At 40.2% G+C, this 13,466-nt stretch carries 10 protein-coding genes and 1 riboswitch; of the genes, 6 read left to right on the top strand and 4 right to left on the bottom strand.

The window, feature by feature from the left end; all coding sequences use genetic code 11:
- The first annotated feature begins 274 nt into the window (after nt 1-274).
- Nucleotides 275-973, top strand: coding sequence for a helix-turn-helix transcriptional regulator (locus ACGF63_RS19445; RefSeq protein WP_036842682.1), 699 nt, complete (start codon nt 275-277; stop codon nt 971-973).
- Between the two features lie 360 nt (nt 974-1,333).
- Here the strand turns inward: ACGF63_RS19445 and ACGF63_RS19450 are convergent, their stop codons facing one another.
- Nucleotides 1,334-2,818: an aldehyde dehydrogenase family protein gene (locus tag ACGF63_RS19450; RefSeq protein ID WP_387632748.1), complete on the bottom strand. Its 1,485-nt coding sequence runs from the start codon at nt 2,816-2,818 to the stop codon at nt 1,334-1,336.
- Nucleotides 2,819-3,147: 329 nt separating this feature from the next.
- On the bottom strand, nt 3,148-4,284 hold the full coding sequence (locus tag ACGF63_RS19455; RefSeq protein ID WP_051477077.1) for an ABC transporter substrate-binding protein: 1,137 nt from the start codon (nt 4,282-4,284) through the stop codon (nt 3,148-3,150).
- Nucleotides 4,285-4,672: 388 nt separating this feature from the next.
- Between ACGF63_RS19455 and ACGF63_RS19460 the strand changes: the two genes are divergently transcribed.
- The 3 genes from ACGF63_RS19460 (at nt 4,673) to ACGF63_RS19470 (ending at nt 6,942) form a co-directional block, all read left to right on the top strand.
- On the top strand, nt 4,673-4,951 hold the full coding sequence (locus ACGF63_RS19460; protein WP_331251355.1) for a hypothetical protein: 279 nt from the start codon (nt 4,673-4,675) through the stop codon (nt 4,949-4,951).
- 189 nt (nt 4,952-5,140) lie between these two features.
- Nucleotides 5,141-5,473 (top strand): DUF6694 family lipoprotein, encoded by a 333-nt coding sequence (locus ACGF63_RS19465; protein ID WP_036842690.1) that lies wholly within the window; start codon nt 5,141-5,143, stop codon nt 5,471-5,473.
- Between the two features lie 152 nt (nt 5,474-5,625).
- Nucleotides 5,626-5,797, top strand: a riboswitch (M-box (ykoK) riboswitch).
- A gap of 74 nt (nt 5,798-5,871) precedes the next feature.
- On the top strand, nt 5,872-6,942 hold the full coding sequence (locus tag ACGF63_RS19470; protein WP_036842694.1) for a magnesium transporter: 1,071 nt from the start codon (nt 5,872-5,874) through the stop codon (nt 6,940-6,942).
- Between the two features lie 1,112 nt (nt 6,943-8,054).
- Here the strand turns inward: ACGF63_RS19470 and ACGF63_RS19475 are convergent.
- Together ACGF63_RS19475 and metK are read right to left on the bottom strand one after the other, a co-directional pair.
- Nucleotides 8,055-8,579, bottom strand: a complete 525-nt coding sequence (locus tag ACGF63_RS19475) for a SprT family zinc-dependent metalloprotease (protein WP_152962463.1) — start codon at nt 8,577-8,579, stop codon at nt 8,055-8,057.
- A gap of 61 nt (nt 8,580-8,640) precedes the next feature.
- Complete coding sequence (gene metK / locus ACGF63_RS19480; protein WP_036842700.1) at nt 8,641-9,813, bottom strand: methionine adenosyltransferase; 1,173 nt, start codon at nt 9,811-9,813, stop codon at nt 8,641-8,643.
- 634 nt (nt 9,814-10,447) lie between these two features.
- On the opposite strand from metK, the gene speA reads away from it, so the two are divergent.
- Nucleotides 10,448-12,352 carry a biosynthetic arginine decarboxylase gene (gene speA / locus ACGF63_RS19485; RefSeq protein WP_036842703.1) on the top strand — a complete coding sequence of 635 codons (1,905 nt, stop codon included), beginning with the start codon at nt 10,448-10,450 and terminating at the stop codon, nt 12,350-12,352.
- A 174-nt stretch (nt 12,353-12,526) separates the two neighbouring features.
- On the top strand, nt 12,527-13,453 hold the full coding sequence (speB, locus tag ACGF63_RS19490; protein ID WP_023044021.1) for an agmatinase: 927 nt from the start codon (nt 12,527-12,529) through the stop codon (nt 13,451-13,453).
- Nucleotides 13,454-13,466: the final 13 nt, after the last annotated feature.

Here is a 13,466-nt window from a genome sequence, read left to right on the forward strand (position 1 = left end):
CGAAAAATTTTTATTATCCTATCACTCTGTATTCTTTAGCTACTCTGTTTATCGTATTAACATGTAGTAATTTTATTTTGGATGCCTAATTGACCGATGTAGAAGGAATATAACTCGTAATCTTCATCGATTATGTGTGTTTTGGCCTTCTATAATACCGTATTTTCCGTTATTTGTTATTTATGAGAAGTTGGGAGCACTATTACCTGCAAGGATATTCACTTATATATTAAATAATTTAGTGAAAAATAATGTCTTAAGGATTGCCTATAATATGAATCAATCGAGATGCAAAAATTTACCTTTAATTACGCATCAGCTAACAAATATGTGGGATAGAAGCTCTGAACTGTGGTTTGTAAAAGATAGAGAATTCCGTTTTATTTATGCAAATAGGGTATTTATTAAAGCTAATCAACTCCCTAAAGATTTTGATGTTATTGGGTATTCTGAAAAAGAATTACTCACACCATTTCATGATCTTGCCCATTTGTTTGAAGAGCACGACAGTAAGGTCTTAAAGCATATGCAGCGAATATCAGCAATAGGGATTTATCCAGTAGGGAAAGGTAAACGATTTAGATCTTATTTTTATAACAAATCCCCATTAATGGATGAAAATAATCAATGTATTGGTGTGGTTTCCCATGCCAGAGAAATAGAGTATTTTGCAATGGCTCATTATATTAAACATCATATGTTTACCCCTGTTAAATTTAAGCCGCCGAACGATATATTAAAAGAGAAAGAGTGGGTGGTTATTTTCCTGTTTTGCCGTGGTCTCAGTAATAAAGATATTGCGGTCAAAATGGGTATTTCATGCCGTACTGTGGAAAAATATTTCGAAGATATCTATGAGAAACTTTCTGTTGGATCAGTTATGGAGTTAAGATTATTTTGTAAAGAAAATGGCTATGATCTTTATGTTCCACCAAGATATTATAAACCTATGGGATATTTTTTATTAAATTAACATTACGGTCTGCTAAATTTTTGGGATTACAAATAAAAATCTTGACTTGTCTATTGGTATTGTAGTTACTAATTATCTAATGATTTCTGTGATCATTAGATAATATACCGCCACTAGCCGCGAGGGATACCGGTATTATCAGGCTGCGGAGAATCTCTGCCAGTGTTGCTCAAAACGCTCTTTTTGTACGCAGGTCAAAATGATGCTTGGGTGGGCGATCAAACCGGTTTAATAGGGAAAAATAGACACAGCATTTTTCATAATGAAAAAAACCAACCTCATTATTTTGAGTGAGGTTGGCCTGCAATCTAAGCCTTCCAGATTGGAAGGCTTCTTTAAATCATTAATTACTGATTGATATTATTCTTCACTGGTTTTGATATAGATGTTCTTAACCTGAGTATAAGAATCCAGCATCATTTTGTGTGTTTCTCTGCCAAGGCCCGATTTTTTATAGCCGCCAAATGGTGCGTGAGCGGGTAGTTCATGGTAAGTGTTAACCCACATACGGCCCGTTTTGACAGCTTTGGAGACACGTAATGCGCGGTTGATATCTTGTGTCCAGACAGCACCACCAAGACCATAATCAGAATCATTTGCCATTCTGATCACATCTTCTTCCGTACTGAATGGAATGACTGTCAATACAGGACCAAAGATTTCTTCGCGTGCTACCTGCATTTCATTAGTGGCATTGATAATGATGGTTGGTTGAATAAAGAAGCCATCATCATAACCTTCGCCAGTAATCCGTTTGCCGCCAGTCAGAATAGTTGCGCCCTCTTTTTTCGCAATATCGACATAGCTGAGAATTTTTTCCATCTGTTCCTGGCTGATCTGGCTTCCCATTTGGGTTTCTTTTTCCAACGGATCACCAACCTGGACAGATTCAAATTCTGCTTTCAGAGATTTGAGGAATTCATCATGAATATCTTTATGCAGGAATAACCGAGAGCCTGATTCACACGCTTGCCCTTGATTCAGCAAAATAGCTTTGGCCGCATATGTTACGGCTTTTTTCATATTGGCATCAGGGAAGATAATATTGGCTGATTTACCGCCAAGTTCCAGTGTGGCAGGGATAAGCTTTTTGGCTGCGGCTTCGGCTACGGTATAACCTACTCTGGTGGAACCTGTGAATGCCACTTTTTCGACATCTTCATGGTCCAGAATAGCTTGACCGACGACTGATCCCCGACCTGTAACAATATTAACCACCCCAGCCGGCAGGACTTTATTCAGTATCCGGCCCAGTTCAAGCAGTGTGATGGGGGTCATTGTTGCTGGATTAATCACAATGGTGTTACCCGCCGCAAGAGCCGGAGCCAGTTTCCAAGCCGCCATCAATAACGGGAAATTCCAGGGAATAACCTGTCCGACAACACCAATGGGTTCACGGATCACCAGGCTGAGTGTATTACTATCGAGAACTGAAGCTTCATCAGTATGGGCACGGATCACGCCGGCAAAATAGCGGAAATGGTCAATGGAGGCGGGTAGATCCATATTCCGGGATTCATTTAATGGCTTACCTGAATCCAGTGATTCAAGAATGGCAAAACGTTCTTGTTCTGCTTCCAATAAGTCAGCAATTTTCAGTAAAACAGCTTGTCTTTCGATTGGGGAGGTTTGACTCCATGTAGCGAAAGCTTTTTTCGCGGCACTGACAGCAAGATCAACATCTTCGGCATTACCGGATGCATATTCAGCCAGTAATTCACCTGTCGCCGGGTTATAACTTTTCGTTGTTCCTTTAGATACACTATCTACCCATTGCCCACCGATAAGCATTTTATAGGATTCAACAGGCAACATTTCTTTCTCAATATCATGTAATCGTTTCATTAACATACTCCGGTTACTTTGGTTTAAGAATAGTGACAATTAGAATCTATTTCATTAGGTTATTTTATTACCGTGATTATTAATAACATTATTGAAATAGCCTCTTAATATAGTTTCATTATGTGAATGTATTTGCACTTTAAATTTATTACCTAATAAAATTTTTTTGTTATGTTTTATATTTTCTAGTGCCTGTATAGTAGAGTGAAAAATAATAGATGTCTATTAGCATGTTATATAAAATATCATGCATATTAACGAGCGGAAATTATAAATAAATAGTGAAATTAAATATCCGTTGGAATATTCCAACGGATTGAAATGAAATGTTATTTTGCTGTTACCCAGAATACTCCGTTACCATCAAGGGCGGTAAAGGTTTTATGCAGATATAGGTTATCAGCTTGTGGATCGATATCTTCGAACAAATCCGGGTGCAGGAATTTTGCTATAACTTCAACGGCAATAATGTTAAACGGCGTATCGTAATATTGGTGATACAGTGCGATTACCCGCTTTTCGCGGAATGCTCTTAATACGTTCAGTTTTGGTCGTGTCAGTAGTTTTTCCAGCCGTTCCTGTGACTGTTTTAGATTGCCGGTATAACCCAATGGCACTGAAAGGCTTTTTGGGCGAACTTTGTCCCAATCTGCGGCGGTCATCAGATAAAATTCAGGATTACTGACGATTAATTGTTCTTCGTTTACCTCTCCACCTATACCAGGGAACCAGCGAGCACCGAGATTATCACCCCCTGCGGCAGTAACAAATTCACCAAAATTGCCATTACCGAAAGTTTTACAGCAATGCTCCGCGCCAAGCATTCCTGCATGGCGTTCGATAAATACAGGAGGCCGCTGTTCTTTGCCCAGTGTACCAATTCGTTCATTAATTGTTTTCATCCTCTCCTGATAGAACGTAATAAATTTTTGTGCATTTTCTTCCTCGCCGAATACTTTCCCAAGTAACGTCATACTGGGAATAGTATTTGTCAGTGGATATTGCCGGAAATCGATAAAGATAACGGGAATACCGGCTTTCTCAAGTAAAGTAATGGTTCTGCTATCATTGAGTTTGGCTTGGAGGCCAATGTCAAAAATAACCAGGTCGGGTTTATAAGTCAGTGCTTTTTCAACGCTGAAATCGCTTTGATAAGGGTTAGGAAATACGGGAATATTTCGTAACTGTGGGAAGTCTTTCTCATAAGCGGTTGCCAGGTCTGGCGATTTGATTTCCAGTGCATTATCCCAGGCAACAATCCCTTTAAGCGGATTATCAGGATGAAGAATATTCAGAGCAATCAATACCCGGCTGTCAGCCAGCATAACCCGACTGACCGGTGCATTGACGTTAACCTCTCGGCCAGCGACATCCTTGACGATAATTTCTTTTGCCTGAGTAAAGACAGGCAATAGTATCAATATGGCAGTCAGAAAATATTTTGCAGTACGGTGGATGACTGACATTATTTCTCCTTTGTTTTGAGTTTTATCTGCTGGTTTTCAAAATGAGACTCTGTATCAGAAACTCATTGTTGTTTGAATAAAGAACGTTCTTGGTTGGCCTGTGTATTTGAAAATTGTGATTGGCCGTGAAGTGCAATGGAAAGTCGTAATACGCTATCTATTAGAGTAGTTAAGTAAGGCGATAAACGCAGGTACGATCTCATCTGATTGGTCCAAATCTGTTTATGCTAAACCCGGAATGATAATGATAACAATTTATATTAATCAAATGGTTTTAGTATCTCTGGGAAATAATATTTTTATTTTTCAATAATAACAATAAATTAAGTGATGTTTGCTATCCGGTCAACTTAATGTTCCTGCCTTAAAATACCTCCGCTTTTCGAAGTTGCGCCAGATCAAACAAACAATTCGAACTCCTGCGGGTAATGGTTGTGCTTACGCGCAAGGGGTGTGTGATAAAACGGCTGAAACTGCTGACTTACAGGATTTACTGGTTGCTGTTTTGCAAGGGCTTTCTGCTTACCTGAAAAGGAAGGGGCTTCCCGCGAAAAGCATGGTGAAAAATATTTATACCGGACCAACAGCACCTGCATTCCTGACCGATAATTTACTGGCAATATTTAATGAAAGATTTGGTATGCGTCCAATCACCACTGTTGAATAGGACTTACAGGATATTCTGACAGCTTGATAAATCGTTATCAGGGAGTCTTGGTAAGGAGAAATCACGCTGGAATAGAAAAGTTAAAAATTTCATTTTATTCCTATTCTTTGTCAATTTGGTTAATTATAGACAGTTTATTGTTTCTGCTTCTGTTATTATTCCCTTGTTTGATATTCTGCGGGGGTGAATATGAAAAAATTGTTAGCAATTTGTTTATTAGGATTTGTATTAGCTGGCTGTGATAATCAACTTAAAATTGATGCATCTAATGAAATCGCGTTGAAAACATCCATTGAGAAGGTAAGAGATGCGCTGCCAGGTGATAAAAAAGCTAAGTTTGATGAATCAATTCAGGCAGCTATGTTTAATAGCATCGATTTTAATGATTTGGCGAAGTCAGGGGCTAATGGCGACATAAAAGAATTAAAACGAAAATTTTATAAATCCCTGGATGGTAAAACGGCTGACCAACTCATTACTGAAGCTGAAGGAATTGAAGCTAAGAAATCAGCAAATAAATAATTCCTCTGTGGGATTATTTGTATTAAACGGCAAAAGGTGAAAATCTATGCCGTTTTTTGTTCTCGCCAGTGACTTAAATGAAACCTAAACAAGCTGACTATCAATCTTGAATTATTTTGATTTTTGTTTATAATTCTCGCCGCATTCTAAGTGCAGTATCTCGTTAGGCGAGGCTCCTATACAAACACAGGTTGCTGATCTGACGACGTCGAGAGACGCCCAAGATTAGGACAGGATATATCGAACCAAGGTATATCCCCATGTAACTTCCTGGTAATTCAGGATACGTTGTATAGTGCTAAAACTGAGACGTGGAGATAGCTGTTGCATTCTCTCATCTGGTTTCGCCCCTATGTGAGTGCTGTTTGAAGTTCACAACAGTAATAGGGACCAACATCATGAAAGTCACATCCCATGAAAAAGTGGATGTATTAGCTGTGGCTAATCGTTCCATTAATGAAAAAAACGCTGATCAGCAGCAGAAACATCAATTGAAAAATGAAGATGCAACTGTCAGTGCATATATGAGCCAATGTTTTATTTCTGTATCTGTTGCTGACTCTGTTTTATCGGTAAAAAGCAATCTGATTGATCAGCTTGAAGGAGAACAGATCCCAACCTATTTATATGTCGTTGATGATGAAGGCTATCTGAATGGCATATTACCCGTGAAGGTGTTATTGACGGTAGCCGATGATTTATTTGTATCAGATATTATGAGGCAGAGTTATTTTTCCGTATCACCGGAACAGTCGCGTCATGATATTTATAGTCTGATAAATCACAGTGGCATGGATAGTGTACCGGTTATTCATTTTGGCAAATTAGTGGGAGTGCTGCGACCACAGGATATTGCTGAATTGATTGAAGATGAAAATACATTAGATGCTCATTTGCAAGGGGCAACCTTGCCTTTGAATGAGCCTTATCTCAGCACTAGCCCGATAACATTATGGCGCAAGCGGGTTGGTTGGTTATTGTTGTTATTTGTTGCAGAAGCCTATACCAGCGCGGTACTTAAAGCTTTTGAAGATCAACTGGAAGCGGCAATTTCTCTGGCGTTTTTTATCCCGTTATTAATTGGAACGGGGGGCAACAGTGGTACACAGATTACCTCAACGTTAGTCAGAGCAATGGCATTGGGGGAAGTGAGTTTGCGTAATCTGTGGGCTGTGTTACGCAAAGAGGTTTCTACTTCATTTTTAGTTTCTGTAACAATTAGTTTTGCTGCGCTTATCCGTGCCTGGATATTAGGTGTAGGCATTGAGGTGACAATTGTTGTCAGTTTGACCATCATTGCTATCACCGTTTGGAGTGCTATTGTTTCTTCCATTATTCCGATGGTATTGAAAAGGTTCTCTATTGATCCGGCTGTTGTATCTGCGCCTTTTATTGCCACATTTATTGATGGAACTGGCCTGATTATTTATTTCGAAATAGCTAAGTTAGTGATGACAGAACTGGCTTAATATTATCAATAAGATGCCCATAATAATTGGGCATCTTATTGGTTGGATGGGCATCTCAACCACAACCAGAAAAAAAGGGGGATGCTGGTCACGGATGAAACCAACAGACAGGCAGTTCCGCGCCGGGTGAAACTGAAAAATCTGAATGAATGAGTTTTAGCCTTCTGGGAATCGCTGAAAACAGCGTCATTTTTGGGGGATTTATTTCCCCTTTATTAATTCAAAATATTCTCATCCTGTCGAAGACAGAGCACTAATAAGTGTCACTGTTCTTGCATTCAAGTATCCCTTTCAAGAGTAATTTTTTTCATTTCTATTCTATTTCTCTTCTTAAATTAATGACGGATATCTTTAAAGGATATCATCATCATATTTTCATTAATCCACCTAATATTAAATATTTTAAATGATATTTTTTACTTGATTATTAATTTACAAAATGTGCTAACCCAACACAGTCTGAAAGCATTTTTCTGATGTGGAGGCGTTATAAATTATCAGTTTTTTAGCAGTAAAATGATATTCTTTTTCAATAAATATACTGAAAATGATTGATTGTAGCTGATCTGTAAAAACTTTATGGTCACCTTTTAACACATTTGTTTTCTATTTAACTTTTAAATTAAGTTTTAACATTGTTTTTACCTTGAGTATTGTTTTATACCTTTTTTAATTGTATTTTTAAATGTTTATGTTTTTAATGATTTATTGGCTTTTTTAAATGAATCAGGAAGTTTTTTTAATCTTAACTCCGGTTTTTTAAACTGATATTAATGTTGCTAACAATATCAGTAAATATTCTTACACATTTATCATGATCAGTTTTCCTCGATCCCTACTGCGTTATCTGTATATTAGATTAAAAATAATATTAAATTCATAAAAGAGTTTGTTTTTGAAAGCGGAATAAGTATTCAAAATACGTTATTATGGTTAATCTAGATTATTTTACATTGTTTGGTTTTATCTATATATGTTTTTATAATTAATTGTTTTAGATGATAATTTTTCTATAATATCAACCGATTATCCTTAAGCGTTAATATTTTTTTTCGGTTGATGCGGTTAATAATGATCACTTGGGTAGTAAAATAGTTGAATCACATTTTTTATTATAAATTAGGATCGAAAGAAACTGTTGATTTAGCAATAAGTTTTTCTCCACATTTCTTACAGATATAATGACTCTCTTCTCGTAATATTTTATTATGACGCCGCAGAGTTAACTCATGTTGCTGGCAGTTACAGTAATAAGTAAAAGTTTTACTGCGTACTGAATCGACTTCAAATTTATGTGTCCGACGAGCAGAAGAGCCTAATACTTCTTCCATCATCCAACGCCATTGTTTCCCGTGTGGAGATACTTTGCCAAAACAGCGGTAAACCAATAGGTGAGCCAGCTCGTGAGGGACAACTTCATCAATAAAAGCCTGTTGGTTTTCAATCAATAGCACTGGATTAAGGCGGATTTGCCAATCTTTTATATATGCACTGCCTGCGGAGGTACCACGCTGGCGGTAATTTATCGTAGGTTCTGGAAAATCACGATTGAGATATAAGTTTGCCTGTTGCAGCTTTTGCCGCAAAGTACGCATAACCGCTTGTTGTAAGGTAACGGGAATTCTGGCTGATTGCATGTGTTGAAAATAATGTGTTAAGAAAAACCTGGTTCAGTTATCCAAACCAGGCTTTTTGCTTTTACATATTGATCGCTGATTGCTTCAGGCCCGCAGCGTCACGTAGGATTTCTGCTTTATCTGTTGCTTCCCACGGGAATTGTGGGCGACCAAAATGGCCGTAGGCAGCAGTATCACGATAGATTGGATGTAACAGATCCAGCATCTGAATCAAGCCATGAGGGCGCAGATCGAAGAATTCACGCACCAGCAGAGTCAGAGTTGCTGTTGAAACTTTTTCCGTACCAAACGTTTCCACCATAATGGAAGTTGGCTCTGCAACGCCGATAGCGTAAGAAACTTGAATTTCACAGCGATCAGCCAGGCCTGCGGCAACAATATTTTTTGCGACATAACGTGCAGCATAAGCCGCTGAACGGTCAACTTTGGATGGATCTTTACCGGAGAATGCACCGCCGCCGTGACGAGCCATGCCACCGTAAGTATCTACGATAATTTTACGGCCAGTCAGGCCACAATCACCCATTGGGCCACCAATGACGAAACGGCCGGTTGGGTTGATGAAATATTTGGTTGTTGGCGTTAACCATTCAGCAGGCAGAACCGGCTTGATGATCTCTTCCATGACGGCTTCTTGCAGATCTTTCTGATTAATCGTTTCAGAATGCTGTGTTGAAAGTACAACTGCGTCAACACCGACAATTTTGTTGTTATTGTATTGGAAAGTTACCTGGCTTTTAGCATCGGGACGCAGCCACGGCAGTACTCCATTTTTCCGAACTTCAGCCTGACGCTCAACCAGACGGTGTGCATAGGTGATAGGCGCAGGCATCAGTACATCAGTTTCGTTGGTTGCATAACCGAACATGAGTCCTTGGTCACCAGCACCTTGTTGTAGTGGATCTTCACGGTCAACACCTTGATTAATATCCGGTGACTGTTTACCAATCGCACTTAATACTGCGCATGAGTTTGCATCAAAACCCATCTCAGAATTAACATAACCAATCTCTCGAACTGTTTGCCGCGTAATTTCTTCAATATCAACCCAAGCGCTGGTAGTAATTTCACCACCAACCATAACCATGCCGGTTTTAACATAGGTTTCGCATGCAACGCGGGCTTTTGGATCTTGTTCCAAAATAGCGTCAAGAACAGCATCAGAAATTTGGTCTGCGATTTTATCAGGATGCCCTTCGGAAACAGATTCAGAAGTGAAAAGGTATGTGGTCATTATATAACGTTACCTTAAAAATATAATTTCAGTTTGGAAACGGATGGATTAACATCTAGACGGCTATTCTAGGGTAATTCTTATCCGTGTTCCAGATTTTTTTAGTTCAAATGGTAATTTTCATCTGCTGACAAATAATTTCTTTATTTATATGTGAGTTTTGTTCAATTTCATTTTGCAATTTTGTGTAATTGCGAGTATAAACAGCGGCCGTAGTTGGATTCTTTGTGCTACAGATTCGCAGAGAGCTATACGCATAGCTTCTGTTTCTCAATTGAGAAAATGGCTCCTTGGTATGAGTCATGTGTGGGGGTGAATGGGGTAATGAACCATTATCTGCTGATTGCTAATGGCCAACAGCCACACTTGTCGTCGGATATATCCGCGTCTTTTTCCTTTCTTTTCAATATGTCTTTAATTCGATGTTATCTGTTGCCAATAAATAGGCCGGATATGTCGCACAGGCGTATTGTCACTCGGTAATTTTGTCATTGTTTAGTAGTAACTAAACGCTTTTTACAACCTTAAGAGCATGCTGTTCCCTGATATTTCTCAACACGCGAAATGATGGTGTTTTGAGTTATTTATTAATTACAGGCGAAGGCGAAACTCTAACTCCATTAAGGAGACTGCCATGAATGATAATATCGCTCGTAAAATGCAACAGACTTACAATATTGCATATTGGGGAGGGAGTTACTACTACGTCAATGATCTCGGCAATATCAGTGTTTGTCCAAACCCTGATTTGCCAGGGGCAAGAATTGATCTTGCGGGATTGGTGAAAAGAGTTCAGGAGGAACAGGAACATTTACGCTTGCCAGCGCTATTTTGTTTTCCTCAAATCCTGCAACATCGTTTGCGTTCAATTAACGCGGCATTTAAACGTGCCAGAGAGTCATATGGTTATAAAGGCGACTACTTTTTAGTTTATCCCATTAAAGTTAACCAACAACGCCGTGTCATTGAATCACTGGCCAGTTCCGGTGAGCCTTTAGGGCTTGAAGCAGGTTCCAAAGCGGAGCTCATGGCGGTGTTAGCGCATGCGGGTATGACTCGTACCGTAATCGTATGTAATGGATATAAAGATCGTGAATATATTCGTCTGGCGCTGATAGGTGAAAAGCTCGGTCACAAGGTTTATCTGGTGATCGAGAAAATGTCTGAAATTACTCAGGTACTGGAAGAGGCTGAACGGCTGAATGTGATCCCTCGTCTGGGCGTTCGTGCACGTTTGGCATCTCAAGGCTCAGGTAAATGGCAAGCCAGTGGCGGTGAAAAATCGAAGTTTGGGCTGGCTGCAACTCAGGTACTACAATTAGTTGAGATCCTGCGTGAAGTAGGTCGGCTTGATAGCTTGCAATTACTGCATTTTCATCTTGGCTCACAATTGGCGAATATTCGTGATATCGCAACAGGTGTTCGTGAATCAGCCCGTTTTTATGTCGAGTTACATAAACTCGGCGTCAATATAGAGTGCTTTGACGTGGGTGGTGGATTGGGTGTCGATTATGAAGGGACCCGTTCTCAATCTGATTGTTCTGTGAACTATGGGTTGAATGAATACGCCAACAATGTCATTTGGGGTATTGGTGATGCCTGTGATGAGCATGGTTTACCACACCCGACCGTTATTACAGAATCTGGTCGCGCCCTGACGGCTCACCATACTGTGTTGGTATCCAATGTTATCGGGGTTGAACGTAATGAATTTACCCAGACAACGCCACCGGCAGAGGATGCTTCCCGCCCGATCGCTAGCCTGTGGGAAACCTGGCAGGAGATGCATTCTGAAGGGAATAGACGTTCTTTACGTGAATCGTTGCATGACAGCCAGCTTGATCTGCATGATGTTCATACACAATATGCGCATGGCATGCTGGATCTGACTGAGCGGGCTTGGGCGGAAGAGCTGTATCTGAATATTTGTCGTCGTATTCAGCAGGATCTTGATCCAAGCAACCGTGCTCACCGGCCAATTATTGATGAGCTGCAAGAGCGTATGGCAGACAAATTCTATGTGAATTTCTCTCTGTTCCAGTCTATGCCTGATGCATGGGGTATCGACCAGTTGTTCCCGGTTTTACCGATTGAGGGGCTGGATAAGTCGTTGGAACGCCGTGCTGTGTTGTTAGATATCACCTGTGACTCCGATGGCATCATTGATCATTATGTGGATGGTGATGGTGTAGCAACGACCATGCCTATGCCCGATTATGATCCTGATTATCCGCCAATGATTGGTTTCTTTATGGTGGGAGCGTATCAGGAAATTCTTGGCAATATGCATAATCTATTTGGAGATACCGCGGCTATTGATGTTTATGTCTTTGATAATGGCGAAGTGACTTATAACCAAAGTGAAGAAGGGGATTCAGTTGCTGATATGCTGCAATATGTAAAACTGGACCCTAACGTACTGATGGCTCGTTTCCGTGACCAGGTAAAAGGTGCTGATCTGGATGCCGGCTTGCAAGAGCAATTTTTACTAGAATTTGAAAGTGGTCTTTATGGCTACACATATCTGGAAGATGAATAATCTTCCGGCGTTAATTAAGCCTCTTATATACAGATAAGGTTATTGATATCAGTTAAATATCAAGGATACATGAATATGGGGTTCTTTTAGAGATACCCCATCTCATCATGGCCTTGAGTATTTATTCTGGAGTGAAATAGCCTTGTTCTGTCGGGAGACTGTTGAGGATATATCATGACAATAAATACCTTGGGCAACCAACAAGATAATTCTTTGGTTTCTAATGCCTTCGGTTTCCTGCGCTTTCCGCTGAACTTCCAGCCATATTCCAGCGATGCAGAGTGGGTGATTACCGGGGTGCCATTTGATATGGCAACATCAGGCCGTTCAGGCAGTCGCCACGGGCCTGCGGCTATTCGTCAGGTTTCTACTAACCTGGCGTGGGAAAGCAGCCGTTGGCCGTGGGATTTTAAATTACGCAATCATCTGAATGTTGTGGATTGTGGTGATTTGGTCTTCGACTTTGGTGATGCTCAGAATATGAGTGATAAGTTACAGGCTCATGCTGAAAAACTGTTGGCTTCGGGTAAGCGTATGCTCTCTTTTGGCGGTGATCACTTCATTACTTTGCCTTTATTACGCGCTCATGCCAAACATTTCGGCAAAATGGCTCTGATTCATTTTGACGCTCATTCTGATACTTATCCAAACGGCAGCAAATTTGATCATGGCACCATGTTCTATCATGCGCCAAACGAAGGGTTGATCGACCCACATCATTCAGTACAGATTGGTATCCGTACCGAACATGGTCAGGATGATGGTTTCACGGTGCTGGATGCCGCTCAGGTTAATGACCGTGATGTGAATGATTTGGTTGCTCAGATAAAAGAGACGGTTGGCGATATGCCGGTTTATCTGACTTTTGATATCGATTGTCTTGATCCTGCTTTTGCACCCGGTACCGGTACACCGGTAATTGGTGGTTTGACAACCGATCGTGCATTGAAATTACTGCGTGGTTTGCAGCCGCTGAATATTGTGGGTATGGATGTGGTGGAAGTTGCGCCAGCTTATGACCAGTCCGAGATTACCGCTCTGGCAGGGGCGACTATCGCGCTGGAGATGCTTTATTTACAGGCGGCTAAGAAGACAGTCTAAAATTCTTCTACTC

It is taken from the genome of Photorhabdus sp. RM322S, assembly GCF_042879395.1.
Classification (GTDB): Bacteria; Pseudomonadota; Gammaproteobacteria; order Enterobacterales; family Enterobacteriaceae; genus Photorhabdus; species Photorhabdus khanii.